Source organism: Desulfosalsimonas sp. (assembly GCF_055149105.1).
Map to the genome: position 1 here is coordinate 1 of NZ_JBSRLA010000006.1, position 17649 is coordinate 17649.

Genomic DNA, 17649 nt, shown 5'->3' on the forward strand with positions numbered 1-17649 from the left:
GACCGCTTGCGCGCTCAATGCGACTCGCAAACCACCCCCGGGCCGGCATCATGGCCGACTGTGTGCAAAGTTTCACACCAAGGGAGTCGGAAGCAACACATTCAAGTCTTAAAAAGCGTTATTTTCAAGCCCGGTCCCGTGGGCTGGCCCGGCAAAAACCCTTCTAAACAACTTTGTTCAAGGTTCAAGGTTCAAGGTTCAATGTTCAATGTTCAATGTTCAAAAAAATAAAATCAAAGCTTTTAAACATGGGGCAAAAAGTTATTTGCAGTGTTCGGTCCCGGGCGGCGGCCCGGGGGAAACGCTTCCAAGGAAGTCCAAGGGCGGGGTCGGCTTTTGAAGCGACATTGAGGGTTTTTGCGTGAAAATTTCAAACTGTTTGAGGAAGACAGGGTGAATTGGTAAATTTTAAGCAAAGGCATTTGATGAATCCGCAAAAACGATCAGGAGCGAAAAAGCTGACGCCGACCGCAGGACTTTCTTCCTTCAATAACAGCGGCCGCGGTAAAAAGCTTTTTGCGAAACCATCAATTTCTGAAACATTTTTATCTTGACAGAAATTTGAATAATGGACTATTAATTAACCAACTGTTCAGTTAATTATTCTCAAGCCCCCCTCCAAAGGTTATTCCCCCGTCCTCCGGGGCGGGGGAATAACCTTATTTCAGATTTCCGGGGCGGCACCCCATAAAAGAATACTTATCATCAACGTATTTGGGACTTGCCGATGTCTTCTAAACATCCGGACACGACGGGCCGTCAGCGGCAGAATGCGGAAATCCGGAAGCCCGAAATCGTCAAGAGCTTCTATCAAACCATCCTGGAGCAGGGCCTTGAAGGCGCCTCCATCGCCAAGGTGGCCGCCCGCATCCGGATCCATCCCAGCCTGATTCTCCATTATTTCGGCAGCAAGGAAAACCTGACCCTGGCGCTTGTGGATTACGTCATCGATGAATACGGCCGGCTTTTTAAAACAATCCGGTTAGGCGGCCTGGAGCCCGCCGACCGCCTGGAAAAACTTATCGAAATTATCTGGAGCCGCCAGTATTATGAAAAAATCCATATTGCCAGCTCTTTTTCCATGCTCGCAGTCAGCTTCAGAAACCCGCGCATTCACGAAAAAATCCAAACGCTTTACGAATCTTTTCAGCATTTTCTCACAAAGGAAATCCAGCGGGCCTGCGATGCCGGGGCAATCCAAACCCAGGACCCGCTGCGCGCCGCCAACCGGGTGATCACCCTGGTTGAGGGCGCCAGACATTTCCGGCACTTTTTTGTCCGCGGCAACATGGTTGACCAGTACAACCGCGACATGAAGAAAGCCACCAAAATGATGCTTGAAAACATCTAAACCGAGCGATTTTCACAGACAAGGAGCAAATCCATGGCAGCAACACAGAGCGTAAAAACCATCTGCTTTGAATGCCATTCCCGCTGCGGAGTGGTGTTAACCATTGAAGACGGCCGGCTCACCGGTGTCAAGGGCGACAAGGACCATCCCATCAGCCGCGGCTACATTTGCCCCAAGGGTGCGGCCGCCCCGGAAATCGTATATCACAACGAACGTATCACCCGGCCCCTGGTGAAAAACAATGGCGGGTTTTCCGAGACCTCCTGGGACAATGCCCTGTCGATTATCGCCGACAAAATGAGCAACGCAAAGGAGCAGTTCGGCGCGGAATCCGTTGTGCTTGGCTCGGGCACCACCCGGGGCATGGCGCCGTATTTGAACCGGTTTCTGACGCAGTTCGGGTCCCCGAATTTCATGGCCCCCTCGAACATGAGCGGTGGCCCCATCGTAATGGGCAGTTCGGCCACATGCGGTTTTGGCCTCACAGATCCGGATTATGCCAACAGCCGGTGCATGATGCTGTGGGCCCATAACCCGGAAAACTCCTGGCCCGGGCTTTACATGAACGATATCCGCGACGGGCTCAAAAAAGGGGCCAAGCTGATCGTGGTGGACCCGCGCGGCACCCGGCTGGCCAAAAAGGCCGACTACTGGCTCCAGATCCGGCCGGGCACGGATGTGGCCCTGGCCCTTTGCTTCATGCAGGTTATTATTGAAAACCAGCTTTATGACAAAAATTTCGTGGAAAACTGGACCGACGGGTTTGAAGCCCTGCGCGCCCATGTGGCGGATTTCACACCCGAGAAAACCGCTGCCATCACCTGGGAGGATCCGGGAAAAATCCGGGATGCGGCCGCGGCCTATGCCCAAAACGCGCCGGCTTCTCTGGGCCCGGGCATGGGCGGGGTATGCCAGGCAAATGATGCTTTTGACCTCACCCGCTCGTTGACCATTTTGGCGGCCATCACCGGCAACCTGGAAGTAGCCGGCGGCAACCTGCGCTGTCCGCCGCCCACCCACAAGCGCGCCTGCTACGGCGCAGATCACGACCCGTTTCTCAACCTGCCAAAGGCCCAGGCGCAAAAGAAACTCGGCGTTGACCAATTCCCCTTAATGGGTTTCATTCCCATTCCGTCACCACCCCAGACCGTGTGGCCGGCCATTGAAGAGCAAAAGCCCTACCCGGTGAAAGTGGTGGGTCTGTTTGCCAACAACTCGGTGTGCGCCTACCCCAACTCCAACCGCGTGCGGGAGGTTTATGAAAAACTCGATTTTCTCTTTGCCGTGGATTATTTCCACACGCCCACCACCGCCCTGGCAGACGTGATCCTGCCGCCGGCTCACTGGACCGAGCGCGACGATGTGGAGGATCTTTTGATGAAAAGCCACGTGTTTGCCCAGCCCAAGGCCATGGAGCCGATCCCCGAATGCCGGGATGAAAAGCAGATGCTCATCGACCTGGCCGGCAAACTGGACATGACCGGCTTTTTCCAGAACATCGAGCAGATCCTGGACTACCGGCTGGAACCCATGGGCACCACATATCGGGAGTTTAAGGAAAAACAGTGGCATTTTGACGGGTTTAAATACAAAAGCTATGAGAAAAAGGGCAAATTCCGCACGCCCACGGGCAAGGTGGCCCTTAGCGCCGATTATTTAAAAGACCTGGGCATCTCTCCGCTTCCCGTGTTCCGGGAACCGGATGAAAGCCCGGTCTCCCGGCCGGATCTGACCGGGGACTTTCCCCTGGTGCTGACCACAGGCGGCCGCCTGCTGGTGTATTACCATTCATCCCACAGAAACATCACCTCTTTGAAAAAACGGGCCCCGGACCCGGAACTGCAGATCCATCCGGATACCGCCCGCGGGCTTGACATTGCGGACGGGCAATGGGTATATCTGATATCACCCCGGGGACGGGTGGAAATCCGGGCCCGGTATTTCGAGGACATGGACCCGCGGGTGGTCCATTCCCACCACGGGTTTTGGTACGGGGTCAAAGACGGATGGAAACGCATTAATATCAACATGATCACCAACGACGCGCCCTTGTGCCCGGTCACCGGTTCGGTGCCCATCAAGTCCCTGATGTGCCGGGTGGAAAAAATGCCGCCGGACTCAGGGAAACAACCAAACGCTTAAAATCTCACAAGCCGGCCCTGCCTGCCGGCAACATGAAACCCAGGGAGACCCAATTGAAGCCAGAAGACATCAAAACAGTTCTGATTATCGGTTCAGGCACCATGGGCCAGCAGATCGGATTTCAGTGTGCTGCTCATGGATATGATGTGATCCTGCATGACATCAGCCAGGAAATGATGGATGCCGCCATGGACCGCATGGGCAAGCTGGCCCGAATCTTTGTCAAAAATCAGCAATTGAGCCAGGAGGAAGCCGACGCGGCCCTCACCCGGATCCGCCCGGAACGCGATGCCGAAAAAGCCGGCAAACAAGCCGATCTGATCAGTGAATCCGTGCCCGAGGACCCCGAACTCAAAGCCAAAGTGTTTGCCCGGTTCAATGAAATCTGCCCGGAACAAACCATATTCACCACCAACACCTCGTCGCTTCTGCCCTCCATGTTTGCCGAAGCCACGGGCCGGCCCGACCGGTTTGCGGCATTTCATTTCCATGACATCCGCTACAACAAGATTGTCGATGTCATGCCCCATCCGGGCACATCCAAAGAGACCGTGTCTGTCATCGAGGCCTTTGCCCGGAAAATCGGCACCATCCCCATTGTGCTAAAAAAGGAGAACAACGGGTATGTGTTTAATGCCATGCTAATGGAACTGCTCAAAAGCGCCCAGAGTTTGGCGGCCAATGAAGTGGCCGCCCCCGAGGACGTGGACCGTGCCTGGATGGGCGTGATGGGAATGGACATCGGCCCCTTTGGCATGATGGATTCCATTGGCATTGACACGGTATGGAAGGTTACCGATTACTGGGCAAAAGCCGGCGGCGATCCCCAGGATATAAAAAACGCCGAATTTTTAAAACCCTACGTAAACTCCGGCCGACTGGGAGCCAAAACCGGAACAGGCTTTTACACCTATCCAAAGCCCGCATTTTCCAAACCCGGTTTTACCGAGGGCAAAAACAAATAGCCAGAGGAGCTGAAACAAATGAAAAAACACCGCGTATCCATCGTCAAATACGAAAAACCCTATGAATCCGTAAAAGCCGCCATCGATATGTGCGGCGGCCTGGACCATCTGCCTTCCGGGGCAAAGGTTTTTATCAAGCCCAATATTGTATTCTGGACCAAGGTCTGCGATTTTCCCAAATGGGGGGTGATCACCACCTCCCGGGTCATCGAGGATGTGGTCCGCGTGCTTGCCGAACACGGCATCACCGATATTACCATCGGCGAAGGCATTGTGGCCGACCCCAAGGACAAGCAGACACCGGCCCATGCCTTTGAAACCCTGGGATACAAGAAACTCACGGAAAAATACGGTGTCAAAACCGTCAATGTCATGGACCGCCCGTTTGAAAAAGTGGACCTGGGCGACGGCATTGAACTCAAATTCAACACGGATATATTAAACAGCGATTTTGTGGTGGACATTCCGCCATTAAAGACCCATAATCAAACCATGGTCAGCCTGGGCATAAAGAATCTCAAGGGCACCATTGACATTGCCTCACGGAAAAAATGCCACAATGCGGATCCTGAAAAAGACCTGCATTTCCACATTGCCCGGCTGGCAGACAAAATGCCGCCCATGCTCACCATAATCGACGGCATTTACACAGTGGAGCGGGGCCCGGGCTTTGACGGCAAAATGCACAGGACCAACCTGCTGGCGGCATCAGCCGATGTGTTGTCAGCAGATCTAACCGGCACCCGCCTGCTGGGCCATGATCCGGCGCAGGTGCCGTATCTCAGACACGCGGCCGCCAACCGCGGCCGGCCGGCGGATTTATCGGACGTGGAAATCGTCGGGGAAAAAATCGAAGATGCGGCCCGTTACCACGAGTATGATTTTGACTACTGCAGTGAAAGCTCCCGGGAAATCCCGGTGCCCCTTGCCAAGCAGGGGCTTGACGGCCTGTTTTACCGGAAATTTGACGACACCATGTGCACCTACTGCACGGCATTAAACGGCCTGGTGCTCACGGCCATCCGCTATGCATGGAAAGGTGAGCCCTGGGACAACGTGGAGGTGCTCACCGGCAAGGCCATGGACCCCTCGCCGGGCATGAAGGCCACGATCCTGCTGGGCCAGTGCATGTATAAGAAAAACAAGGATCATCCGGACATCCAAAAAATGATTGCAGTCAAGGGATGTCCGCCTGAGCCGAAAAAAGTGGTCGAGGCCCTGCATGAAGCCGGTATTGAGGCAGACCCCAATCTGTTTGCACAGGCCGAATCCCTGCCCGGCTTTTTTATGGCCAGATACCAGGACCGGCCCGAATTTGAGGAAAGCTTTTTCCGGGTGGAATAAAAATACAGGGGAAAAGGGCCATGTCATGAACAAAACAAGAGGGGGCTTTGCACATCTGGTTTTCGCAGCATGGCTCATGGTTTTGATGATCTGCGCATTGCCCGGCCCGGCATCGGCCCAAACGGTTTCCGGCCGGGCGGATGCGCAGATGCTTTTCCCGGATGCGGATTTTTTTGAGCAAACCCAACCTGCACCTGTTTTTGCAGCCAGACCCTCCGGCAACATCCATGCAACAGATCCGCCGGACAGCAAGTCGATCCGGGAAAGCACCTCTTTCAGCACCATGACCGCCCATAAATACCTGGGATACAGCACCCTGGCCCTGACCGCCCTTGCAGCCGTGTCCAATTCATCCCATGAAATTCACAGGGCGGCATCCTACGGAGCTGCCTGGCTTGCCGGGGCCACGTGCGCAACCGGCTTTGCCGGCTACGGCAATGTCATCGACCTCTCGGAAGGGGTTTCCACCCACGACACCCATGCGGTTTTCGGAATCCTGGGAACAGCCGCCCTGGTGGCCACCCTGGTGATTGCCGAAGCCGACAATGATTCAGGTCACGGGGGAATTGGCGGGGCATCCGCCGCAGCCCTCGGAATTTCGGTCATAGCTGTAAAAATCGAGTGGTAAGCGGTTTGCAGCAAATCTTTCAGGAGACTTCTGATCAGGAGGCTTCTGATACCACCGTTGCACTGCGGATGATCACCGGCTCAACCGGCACATCTGCATGCATCCCCTTTGATCCGGTTTTTACCGCCTTGATCTTATTGACCACCGGATGGCCTTTGGCCACCTTGCCGAATACGGTATACCCCCATCCCTGGGGAGTTTTGGCCGTATGATTGAGAAAAGTGTTGTTCTTTACATTGATAAAAAACTGGGCTGTGGCACTGTGCGGATCTGAAGTGCGGGCCATGGCCACGGTATAAGCCTCGTTTTTCAATCCGTTGTCCGCCTCGTTGGCCACCGGGGTCCGGGTGGGCTTTTCATTCATGTTGACGTCCATGCCCCCGCCCTGGATCATAAACCCGTTGATCACCCGGTGAAACAGGGTCTGGTCATAGTAACCGTCTTTAACATAGCCCAGAAAATTTTCCACCGTCTTTGGGGCGTTTTCCGCGTCAAGGGCGATTTCAATATCACCCATGCTGGTTTCAAGCAAAACATTCATCTCCGCAAAAGCTCCTTTTGTGTTTTCCTGTAAAAAGTCTTTTTTACAGGCAGTGTTAAGTTTTAAGTGATTAAGTGTTAAGTAAAATCAATAAAGTAATTACCGCCCGGCTGCCGCCGCCTCCGGGCCCGTAGCAGCCGGCCAGTCAACCTGCACCCGGGTGCCGCCGCCATGCCGGCTTTGGATTTGGAACCCGGCGCCGCTGAGTTCGGCGCGTTCCCGCATGCCCTTAAGACCAAAGCCTGTTTGACCATAACCGGATTCGGCTGCCCGGGGATCAAAACCTTTGCCGTTGTCTGCCACTTCAAACCGGAGACGATCGGCTTCCAGGGAAAAAATCACATCCACGCTGCTGGCATTGCTGTGTTTGTCAATATTGTGCAATGCCTCCTGGAGCAGGCGGAATACGGGAACCTTTACCTCCTCGGGCACCTGGTCTTCGGCTACAGACAAATCGGTCTGCACCCGGATATCCGGATGCAGGCGCTCAAAGTCCCGGCACACCGTGCCGATGGTTTGCAAAATCCCCTTTTCCAGCACCGGCGGCCGCAGATCCATGATAATCCGCCGCACTTCGTCAATTGCGGTTCTGGCCATGGGCACCAGTTTTTCAAGTTCCTTGAGATAACGCCGATCCATGCGCTGACCAAGGGTTTCTGCGGCATTTTCCACTGTGAGCTTAATGGCGCTAAGGGTCTGGCCGATGCTGTCGTGCAGATCCCGGGCAATGCGCCTGCGCTCTTTTTCCTCTGCATGGACCAATTGCCCGGACAAATGGCGCATCTCCCTGTTGGTTTGCTCCAGTTCCCGGGTACGCTCTGCCACGCGGGTTTCAAGGGCCCGGGAATAACGCTCCAGCTCCTTCCGGCTTTGGTCCAGTTCCCGGAACATGCTTTGATAGGGCGACAGCAGACCCCTTGCCACGATTCCGCGATAAATCAGATAAGAGGATATGAGCTTTAACATATGCCCGATCTGATTGGCCGGCCCGTAGACGCTGACATATTGGGTAAAGGCAATCTCAGAGGCCACGGTCACGGCCAGGGCCGCCATCAGAAATCCGAACATTACCGGATCCACATCCTTGCGCCGGCGATAAAGCGCCGCACCAGCACCAATCAGAATCCCGCATATGATGTATTCGCTGATGACTTTAAAAGGGGTCAGCCCTGCGCCTTGAACATAACATTTTGGAAAAACAGGAAAAACAAAAATAGATAAAAACAGGACCAGGAAAATCCCCCCGTAGACGGCAAACGCCACCCGGTAATCGGCCTTGCGATGAAACAAAAACGGGAGCACCAGAAGAGATATGCTCTCCATGTACCGGGCCGCAATCCATGCCTGGGTGGCATGATCGGCCCCGTCAGCGACAATCACCCCCATGCCCTTGTAAGACAGCATATGGAGCATGTCCAGTCCGCCCACAAACAAATAGGCAATGCCCAGTACCGCCAGGTAGCGCTGACGGGAAAACGGCAGGGTATTCCAGGCAAACAGGAAGATGGAAAAAGACACCAGAATGGCAAAGGTTTCCACCACACTATGAAACAACAGGTAGCTATACCAGCCGGTCAGATAAATCACGATCAGCACCAGCACGGCTGCAGCCAGGGCGGATCCCGACGGCCTCCGGCCGGATCTCGAAGGTTGACATCGGCCAGGGGATGCATATTTTACCCAGGTAAATTCAGGCTTAAACATCTTAAACATAACGGAGGTACCTTATGCCGGATTCTGCAGAATCTCAACAGATTGATTTTACTGTCGACAAGGACAACCTATACCGGGAAGAATCGGTCACCGACCTGAAGGTGGCATCGATCCGGTGCATGACCCCGGTAAAAGCCGACGGCTCTGAAGACCCTTCCCGCTCCAGGATTTATTACGGCTCCACCCAGCTCATGACCCCCGAAGGTCCCCTGCCCATCCAGTCCCAACTGTCTGCCACCAGTCTGCAGGAGGCCATGGATGAATTTCCCGGCGCCATGAAAAAAGCTTTGGATCAAACCATTGACCGCCTAAAGCAGATGCAGCAGCAAGAACAACAGCAACAGAAGCAACAGCCTCAGCAGGGCGGATCACGGATCTATACGCCGTATGAATAATGCTCCGGCCGGCCGGCGGTCTGCTGCCGGCCGGTACATTTTTTTCAACTGTTTTTCCCCGCCTCCTTTGCAGCGGTATCCGGATCCACCCGCCAGGTGATCAGGGGGGAGAGCAGGTATAAAATCATCTGGCAAAAAACCAGGTAACCGAAATACGGCGTGAACACAAACACCACCATCAGCACCAGATTGGTCCAGGTAAACCAGGGATTGCGGTCCATGAACCGGCCGATGTGGATATAGCGCACCGGATACAGGTTCATTAGAAAAGCCGTAAATACCATCAGTCCCATGCAGAAATAACCCAAAAACATTGTCCACTGTGAAGCAGGCGAATTTGTCTGCGCCAGAACAATCAACGGCGCGGTCACGAACAGGGCGGCCGCCGGGGTGGGCAGCCCCTTGAAAAACCCGGGCACGGGGAAACGGTCCAGGGTAAAATACGCCAGCCGCACAAACCCGCAAAATGCGTAAACCAGGGCGGGAATGTATACGGGCAGGTCCCGGATTTCCGGGGCCGGATGATTTGAAAGACACACATAAAAAATCCAGGCCGGGGCAATGCAGAAGCTCACCGCGTCTGCCACGTCATCCATGATCCCGCCGAAGGTGATATGCTTGGGCGCTGCCCCCGGAAGAGGCTCGGTCAGCCCCAGCCTTCTGGCCATGGCCCCGTCGAGTTTGTCAAATACCGCCGCCCCGATCAAAAGCAGGTAGGCTTCGGTCATCTTGCTCTGGTAGGCAAAAAAAACCGCCAGAAGCCCCATCATGGCGTTCATCACGGTCAGAGCATTGGGAAAAGCCGCCAGAATCCGGCGGCGAAGCGCCATATCCTCCACGCAGAGCGCATCCAGGCAGTAGGTCCCGTATTTCCGGCAGTAAAAGGCAATGGAGCCAAAATTGATCACCAGAAACACGATTTCAATGACAAAAAGATTGCGCACGGAAAGACCGCCCAGCCAGCTCAGCCCTGCATACAAAAACCCGACATCATCCCCCACCGGTATGTAGAAGGCATGGACATAGAGCAGAAACCCCAGGGGCGCCGCCACGGCGGTTCGCAGGCGGGTCAGTTCCCGCAGTTCCGGCTCCCGGGCCTGTCGGATGGCAAATCCGCGCATGAAATGGGCAAAATTGTCCCGGATCAGCACGGTTACGCACAGCATGAGCACAAACACCGCATGCACCAGCTCCAGGCGGCTGTGATCGGGGATCAGGTAATGCAGGCGCCACATGCTGCCCACTGCCACCAGGGGAAATATAATGGAATACACCACCCGGTCCATGATCTTGTCGGCCAGTTCGGCAAAGGAGATCTCCGGGCCGAACCGGGCCGAAAACCACCCGTCCATCAGGTCAAAGACCATGGCGGCGAAAAAAAGAAGGGTTCCGGCCAGAAACACGTTTGGGCTGCGGTTTAGCATCACCGCCACCGCGCACATCATCCCGGAAAACACCAGAAGGGGCCGGCCATAGACCAGAACCGGGGTCATGGTTGTGAACAAATTTTTCTTTTTCAGCATAAATTCTAACTATTATAAATAATTATCAAAAGCAAGCAGGTTCTGCGCGCCCGCACCCTCAGGCTCTCCGAAAATAATCAAGCATGCCGCGGATGGTGTTGCCCACGTAATAGTACTCCCGGTCCCGGTAAGCCTGCGGCAAATCATCGATTCGGGCAAATACCGGGTCCTGTTTTTTCAGATCCTCAACAATGGCTTCCACACGGGGATTCTCCACGTGAGCCCCCGCCACTTCCAGCCACAAAGACAGCTGGTTTTTGGCCAGGTCCAGTACTTTTTTCCCGTCCGGGTAAATCCCGTAATGGGCAAAACAGACCTTGCGGTCCGCAGCCGGCGCCACCCGGTCAAGGGATGCGGCAAACTGCTCATAAATAAATTTGGGCGGGGTGGCCGGCCGCAGATAGATCTCCCCGCCAAGCTCGTGGAACACCCCGAACAGTTCGCCGATAAAAAGCCGGTCTTCAAACACGTAGCTCTGGTGATGGGCGGCATGACCCGGGGTGTCAATAATGCCGATGCCGGCATCCGGGTCCATATCTTCCGGGGTCAGGATACGCGATTGGTCCACCGGCAGCATGGGCCCGTAAACATCTGCGATGTTTCCCAGGACCTTTTTTGTGCCCGCCCACAGCCGGGAGGGATCAATGATGTGGTCTGCCGCCTTTGGATGGCACACGATGCGCGCTTCCGGAAACCGGCGCGCCACATGCCCGATCCCGCCGGCATGATCCAGGTGAATATGGGTCAAAAGAATCCAGTCAAGCTTTTCAATGCCTTTGCGCTCCAGGGTCTCCAAAAGCACATCCGCGGTGCACGCCGGGCCCACATCCACCAGAAAGGTCATGTCCGGTCCCGAATAAAGCCAGGACGAAATAAAACGGGTATACCCCAGTTCCGGGATATCCAGATCAATCAAAGAATACATGGCCGTCTCCTTAAATACCGTCCCTTATATCACGTTTTTGCATTCCTGACAAAACCAACAACCGACCCTTGTCCCGGATTTTCGCAGACGGGGGCGGGGGTGTCAGGAAGGAAAGCCCTGCGGCCGGGGGCGGGTTTTTTCGCTCCTGAGCCTTTTTGCGGATTCAGCCGATGCCTTCGCCGAAATTTCAAAAACTCGGCCTTACGGCCTCAGACAGTTTGAAATTTTCCGGCTCCGGCCTCGGCTGAATTTTCCCGCAAAAATTCTCAATGTCGCTTCAAAAACCCGCCCCCGCCCTTAGGGCTTCCTTGGGGGAGCTATTCCGAATTCAACAGCTCTGCAAAAAAACATTGAAAACACCCTTTCAAATCTACCAACCTCAGACCGATATTCAAAAATATTTGCTGGCGCATATTTCCAGTGCTTTGGCCATGGGGCGGGGCGGGGGTGGTTTGTTTGGCTGCATTGGCGCGGTTTCGGCATAAGATCGGACAGGGGCTTTGGCGACCGGAATTTTAAACTGTCTGAGGGCGATCAGCCCGAGTTTTTAAAATTCCCGCCAAAGCCCCGGGACGATCGCCGAAACCCCGCCGCAGACAAACAAACCGCACCCGACCCGTCACATGCGAAAACCCGCGCAAGCTGCTTACGCCTTGGTTATAGCCCTGATGGTGCCGATGCTGTCGTTCTCGCGCCTCGTCAGGCTTCCTGGATTTTTACCCGGCCATGTCAAACTGCCGGGTTGCACACAGCATGAATGTGCATTATACAAAGACTTTTGCACTGCATCGGCATACTGAGGCCGCGCGGCAGCAACGGATTGTCAAGGAAGCCCAAGGTCGGGGTCTGGTTTTTGAAGCGACATTGAGCGTTTACGGAAAAATTCATCAAATGCCGGAGCGTAATAATTTCAAACTGTTTGAGGCCGACAGGCCGAGTTTTTGAAATTTTAGCGAAGGCGTTTGATGAATCCGTAAACGGTCAGGAGCGAAAAAACCAAAGCCCGGCCGCAGGGCTTCCTTCCTGACACCTGACAAATATCGGACAATGCAAGAAGCTTTCAAGGAGTATTGAAAAATGGCCCAGATCAACAGCCCCATGGACGTGTTTAAGCTCACCGACGGCTCCAACTGCCGGGCGTGTAATGAAAAAACCTGCATGGCTTTTGGCGTGGCCGTGTTCAAGGGAAGAAAAACCCTGGACCAGTGCCCGAAAATCGCCCCTGAAGTGCTGGCCCAATACCAGGACGCCACAGAGCGGCCCGACACCATTGACGAATTCATGGATCAAGCCGTGTTAGAACTGCAGGAACAAATCCCGGACATTGACCTGGCCGATGCCGCTCAGCGGACCAACGGCGAGTTTGACGGGCAAAAACTGACCCTGCGGGTCATGGGAAAAGCATTCTCCGTGGACACAGCCGGCAACCTGTCTGCCGACATCCACCTTAATGCCTGGGTGGCCATGCCGTTTCTCAATCACGTGCTGCACAGCAAGGGCGTGGCTGTCACCGGCGAGTGGATCACCTTCCGGGAACTGGAAGGCGGTCCGGAGCGGTACAACCATTTTCAGCAAAACTGTGAAAAACCCTTAAAACACCTGGCAGGCACCTATACGGCCCTGTTTTCAGACATGCTCGACGTGTTTGCCGGCCGCCGGGTGCAGGCCCATATTGACGCAGATATTTCCGTGGTGCTCCACCCCCTGCCCCTTTTGCCCGTGATGGTCTGCTACTGGCAGCCCGAGGAAGGCATGGGATCGAGTCTTCATCTGTTTTTTGACAAAAGCGCGGACCAGCAACTGGATGCCGAATCCATCTACACCCTGCTGGCCGGCATGGTCAAAATGTTTGAAAAAATCGCAGCGCGCAACCACTCAGGGCACCCATGACGCACCGGCACCAACCCCGCCGCCGGCCTCCGGAGGCCGGGCGAACTTGAGATAAGGCACGATCTTTCGGTTTTTCTCCCCGCCGGTGCCGTCATAGGTGATCGACACCACGGGCACACCGGTTTGCGCCTCAATGGTTTTGGCCATGGCCTCGGTGATCAGAGACGGGCAGCAAAACGCCGGCGAGGTCTGCACAAACAGGGCCACCTCGGGATGGTGGCGGCAGATGTAGTAAATTTTTAGGATATTGTCCATGGACTCGCCCGTGTTTTCGCCCACCATGCCGAATTGGGCCAGGATCTTTTCAGGGGCCACGTCATAGACCGGCTCAGGCTCTTTTAAGACCTTCTGGAAATGCCGGAAATAGGTTTTTTCCCGGTATACCATGGTGGCCAGCAGCCCCCGGTTGACCAGAAGGCTCGCAAACCGGCCCTCTGTGAACCATTTCTTGAAATAAGCCGGTGCGATCATCTTGGCATAATCAGTATACGGCGTGGTCAGAGCCTCCCCCCCGCAGGCCTCGATCAGGGAGATCAGGTCCTGGTTAAACACAGGATTGTCCCTGGCATAGAGGTCCCCGAAAATGGCCACCTTGGGCCGGCTGCCGGCAACGGTTTCAATGTGTTCAAACCGCTTGACAGTCTCAATAACGGCCGTTTCCTTGTCCTGCAGTCCCAGGAAAGCTTTTTCAAGGGTCCGGATGCCGGCTTCCACCGCCCGGTCCGCAGCCCCGGGATTTTTTTCATAGGGCCGGGTGCGGCAGGCCATGCGCCGCAGCAGACCGCCGAACATAAAGGCGAAATAGGCATTTGTGGCCGCCCGAAGAGATACGTCCGAAAATGATATCTCACCGGCATACACTTCCGCCCCGGCCATATCCCTGCCAAAAGACGATATCATCTCCTTTATCTTGTAAGGATAAAGCCGAATATTGCAGGGTACTTCCGAGTATCCCATCCAGAGCACCGTATTGGCCGGGTCCAGATCATTCTCAGTTACATAGTCCACAAATTCCTGGGCCATGACATTGATGGGGATGCACTGGCCGCTGTTTAACTGCATGCTGCGCCGGATTGCATCCGGGGTTTCGGTGACCGCCCTGGCATCAATGCCTTCCCGCCGAAGATTGGCCGCCAGCAAGCGGCAGGTGATCGGGTCCCAGCTGGGCAGAACCACTGTTTTTCCCTGCATTCCCGAAGAGTTGGCCGGATTGATGCGGCCGGCATCGCTTTTCTGGGGCTGCCCGGAGTGGAAATGATTGTCAAAAGCCCGCACAGCTGCTTCAATTCGGGTTTCATAGCCCACACTCGATCCGTGCTCGTCAAGCTCCAGGATCAAATAGGGCTTGTTTGCCCCTTCCATCAGGGACTGGAACACATCCCGCACAAACGAATCCGGTGAACACTTAAACGAAGTCATTAAAACCGGATACAGGCCCGGGGTCTCAGCCACGACCTTTGCCGCCTTGATGATGTCTGCGGCATAATTCCAGTGCAGTTCCTCCAGAAACCCGGCAATTTCAGAAAAATCGCCGTGTTCCAGATCCAGCATGTCCTGGAAAAACCCCTTGACCCCCAGGGCTACGAAAATTTTCGGAATGTTTTTGTTCATGGCCGGGTCCAGCACAGTGTAGGGCCGGCCCAGAAACATCACGGCAATATCCCGGGAGGGGGAAAACCGCTGTTCAAAAACCTGCCGCCATTTTTCAACACCCGCCTGATGACGGCTCCGGGCCCGTTCATAGGCGCGGATGATCTCAAAGAACCCGAGTTCCGGATTCATCCGCCGCACGGCCCGGTAAAGGGCCAGGCGGGTGTGAAATGGATTGTACAAAGACCGGATCACCGGGGAAACAATACGGTTTTGCCCGGAGTCGTCCAGGGCCGCGGTCAGGGCCGGGCCAAACTGGGAGTAATAGCAGTACTGGCGCCGGGCGGAGCCGTCTTTTTCCCGCTCTTCCAGATAATGGGGCAGAAAAACGAAATCGCTTTTCTCCAGCAAATAATCCACGTGTCCGTGCAGGGCTGTTATGGGCGCGCAAAATTCCGCTCCGGCGCGCGCCTTTCCCCGTGCCAGCACATCAGCGCTTTTGGGCGCGGTGTAGGTGCGCATGCCGAGCTGATGAAAAAAATCAATCCACAAGGAAACATCTTCATGCATATACAGGGCCGCGGGAATGCCCACAGTCAGGCCCGCCTGTGCGGGTGCGGCCACATCCGGGGCAAAAACCCGGCCACGGGTCTTAACAAGGTCAAATCCGGCCCGGTTGTTGTCCACAAAATGCCGGGTATCATAGTCCCGGCCGCATAAAAACCCGAATGCCACGGGGCCGTCTGCCATGTCGGCGATGGTGAGCTTGCAGTGATTGGGACAAAGATCGCAGATCTCGGACCGAACCGGAATTTCGGCCTTATGCAGGCCCAGGCCCCGAAATGTGCTCTGCGACAGGCCTTCATCTGCCAGGTAAAGGGCCACGCCCATGGCACCGGTGAGATGGCAGAACTCGGAGACGTAAACCGGCCGGCCCAGGCGCTGCTCAAAGGCGGCCACCAGGGAACGGTTTTTGGCAGTGGCGCCCTGAAAGCAGACGTTTTCGCCAATGCCGGCCTCCACTGCCACTTTGGTGAGATAATTTTCCCGTACCGAGTGCAGGGCCGCGGCCAGCACTTCTCTTACCTCATAGCCCAGGCTCAGGTAGTAATTGATATCCCGCTCCATGAAAACCGTGCACCGATCGCTTGCCACCGGAGCGGCCACGTTTTGGGTCAGTCGCGCATAATCGGCCAGGTCCACACCGAGCTTTTCAGCCTGTTCCTCCAGGAAGCTTCCCGTGCCGGCCGCACACACCGTGTTCATGATCGAAAATGTCACCCTGCCGTTTTTCAGGGTGGTGAACTTGGAATCCTGGCCGCCGATTTCAATGATGGTGTCCACATCCGCGTTGAGCTCCCGTGCGGCACGGGCATGGGCCGTAATCTCGTCAAGAATCCGGTCGGCACCGGCAATCCGGCCCACGAACTTTCGGCCCGAGCCCGTGGTACCGGCACCGGCAATGCACAAATCCAGATCTTTTTTGACAACCAGATCATCCATGGCCTCCAGCACGCTGCACAGGGCGGCCACGGGCCGGCCGGCGGTGCGGGTGTAGAATCCGGCGACAACCTGTTTTTCCGGTGTCAGCCAAACCGCCTTGGTGCTGGTGGAGCCGATATCCATGCCAAGATACACCTGCTGCCGGATTTCCGGTTCCAGCCGGGCGTATATGTCGACTTCCACGTTGCTGGCAAAATCCTGGCTGCCGGATTTGTAGATATAGGCCTCCAGGGATTGGAAATCCGGATATCGGGAATGCTCCAATACCAGGGGCGGATGACCGTATGTACGCTTAAAGTCAGCCTGCCGCACCACCGGCCTTGGGGCCCGGAAGGCAGCAGCCTTTTTTGATTTTTTCCCGGTCCGGTTTTCCTCGATCCAGGACAGGGCTGTTCCCACGGCCCCGTAAAGAGGCGCCATTTCATCCACAGCCAGCTGCATTCCCGTCATTTCGCTGATGTGATGGATCACTGCGGGATTGCGGGCCACACCCCCGCAAAAAATCAACGGGGTATTGGGGGTTTCATGCTTGAACACCGTGTCCACGATATTTCTGGCCAGACCCCGGCACAGCCCGTCGCAAATTTCCGCCAGACTGTAGCCCTCCTGCTGGGCATGAATCAAATCGGTTTTGGCAAAGACCGCACATCGGGATGCGATTTTGGGAATGGCACCGTTATTGTCCGCAGCAATCCGGGCCAGCTCCGAGATGCCGGACAGATTGAGCCGTCCGGACTGCTGATCCAGAAAACTGCCGGTTCCTGCAGCACACGAGGTATTGGTCTCCAGGCCGGCATACCCCCCGTGTTTGTCAAAGCGCATAAGGGAAAATTTTTCACCCCCCACATGGAGTATGGCCCCGATTTTGTCGTGAAAAAAACCGGCTGCGGCAATCACCGCCACCCGGTCATCACAGCGCCAGTCCCCGTCAATGATCTGTGGTGTGGAGTGAGTGAGGCAGACAGCCGCCAGTCGGCCGAGATCCACGCTTGCCAGCATCTTTTCAAGGGTGGCGGCGATCTGGCCGTGATGAAAGCGGTAATCCGAGTGCAGAATTTCCCTGTCCGGCGTCAGAACCGCCAGGCCTGCACTGACCGATCCGGCATCCAATCCCAGTACCAGGGGTGTCATGTTTGGGT

Annotated in this window: 13 protein-coding genes; 8 read left to right on the forward strand and 5 right to left on the reverse strand. The window is 55.4% G+C overall.

Features of this window, described 5'->3' with window-relative positions; translation table 11 throughout:
* The first annotated feature begins 425 nt into the window (after positions 1 to 425).
* The 6 genes from ACTCIA_RS02295 (at position 426) to ACTCIA_RS02320 (ending at position 6430) form a co-directional block, all read left to right on the forward strand.
* A complete protein-coding gene (locus tag ACTCIA_RS02295; RefSeq protein ID WP_463000189.1) occupies positions 426 to 554 on the forward strand; it encodes a hypothetical protein in 129 nt (42 codons plus the stop codon).
* Positions 555 to 727: 173 nt separating this feature from the next.
* Complete coding sequence (locus tag ACTCIA_RS02300; RefSeq protein ID WP_463000190.1) at positions 728 to 1351, forward strand: TetR/AcrR family transcriptional regulator; 624 nt, start codon at positions 728 to 730, stop codon at positions 1349 to 1351.
* 33 nt (positions 1352 to 1384) lie between these two features.
* A complete protein-coding gene (locus ACTCIA_RS02305) occupies positions 1385 to 3493 on the forward strand; it encodes a molybdopterin-containing oxidoreductase family protein (RefSeq protein ID WP_463000191.1) in 2109 nt (702 codons plus the stop codon).
* A 53-nt stretch (positions 3494 to 3546) separates the two neighbouring features.
* On the forward strand, positions 3547 to 4458 hold the full coding sequence (locus tag ACTCIA_RS02310; RefSeq protein WP_463000192.1) for a 3-hydroxyacyl-CoA dehydrogenase: 912 nt from the start codon (positions 3547 to 3549) through the stop codon (positions 4456 to 4458).
* Between the two features lie 18 nt (positions 4459 to 4476).
* Positions 4477 to 5802 carry a DUF362 domain-containing protein gene (locus tag ACTCIA_RS02315; RefSeq protein ID WP_463000193.1) on the forward strand — a complete coding sequence of 442 codons (1326 nt, stop codon included), beginning with the start codon at positions 4477 to 4479 and terminating at the stop codon, positions 5800 to 5802.
* A gap of 25 nt (positions 5803 to 5827) precedes the next feature.
* Positions 5828 to 6430 (forward strand): hypothetical protein, encoded by a 603-nt coding sequence (locus tag ACTCIA_RS02320; RefSeq protein WP_463000194.1) that lies wholly within the window; start codon positions 5828 to 5830, stop codon positions 6428 to 6430.
* Positions 6431 to 6464: 34 nt separating this feature from the next.
* On the opposite strand, the gene ACTCIA_RS02325 is transcribed toward ACTCIA_RS02320, so the two are convergent.
* Together ACTCIA_RS02325 and ACTCIA_RS02330 are read right to left on the reverse strand one after the other, a co-directional pair.
* Positions 6465 to 6971, reverse strand: a complete 507-nt coding sequence (locus ACTCIA_RS02325; RefSeq protein ID WP_463000195.1) for a peptidylprolyl isomerase — start codon at positions 6969 to 6971, stop codon at positions 6465 to 6467.
* Positions 6972 to 7070: 99 nt separating this feature from the next.
* Complete coding sequence (locus tag ACTCIA_RS02330; RefSeq protein WP_463000196.1) at positions 7071 to 8684, reverse strand: sensor histidine kinase; 1614 nt, start codon at positions 8682 to 8684, stop codon at positions 7071 to 7073.
* A 14-nt stretch (positions 8685 to 8698) separates the two neighbouring features.
* On the opposite strand from ACTCIA_RS02330, the gene ACTCIA_RS02335 reads away from it, so the two are divergent.
* A complete protein-coding gene (locus tag ACTCIA_RS02335) occupies positions 8699 to 9079 on the forward strand; it encodes a cytoplasmic protein (protein ID WP_463000197.1) in 381 nt (126 codons plus the stop codon).
* A gap of 44 nt (positions 9080 to 9123) precedes the next feature.
* On the opposite strand, the gene ACTCIA_RS02340 is transcribed toward ACTCIA_RS02335, so the two are convergent.
* Positions 9124 to 10602: a CDP-alcohol phosphatidyltransferase family protein gene (locus tag ACTCIA_RS02340; RefSeq protein WP_463000198.1), complete on the reverse strand. Its 1479-nt coding sequence runs from the start codon at positions 10600 to 10602 to the stop codon at positions 9124 to 9126.
* Between the two features lie 58 nt (positions 10603 to 10660).
* On the reverse strand, positions 10661 to 11527 hold the full coding sequence (locus ACTCIA_RS02345) for an MBL fold metallo-hydrolase (RefSeq protein ID WP_463000199.1): 867 nt from the start codon (positions 11525 to 11527) through the stop codon (positions 10661 to 10663).
* A gap of 1077 nt (positions 11528 to 12604) precedes the next feature.
* Here ACTCIA_RS02345 and ACTCIA_RS02350 point away from each other — a divergent pair.
* Positions 12605 to 13417 carry a DUF3786 domain-containing protein gene (locus tag ACTCIA_RS02350; RefSeq protein ID WP_463000200.1) on the forward strand — a complete coding sequence of 271 codons (813 nt, stop codon included), beginning with the start codon at positions 12605 to 12607 and terminating at the stop codon, positions 13415 to 13417.
* Here ACTCIA_RS02350 and ACTCIA_RS02355 read toward each other — a convergent pair.
* The gene (locus ACTCIA_RS02355) at positions 13403 to 17641 is read right to left on the reverse strand and encodes an acyl-CoA dehydratase activase (protein WP_463000201.1); all 4239 of its coding nucleotides are present in this window, start codon (positions 17639 to 17641) and stop codon (positions 13403 to 13405) included. The genes ACTCIA_RS02350 and ACTCIA_RS02355 overlap by 15 nt on opposite strands.
* Positions 17642 to 17649 lie beyond the last annotated feature (8 nt).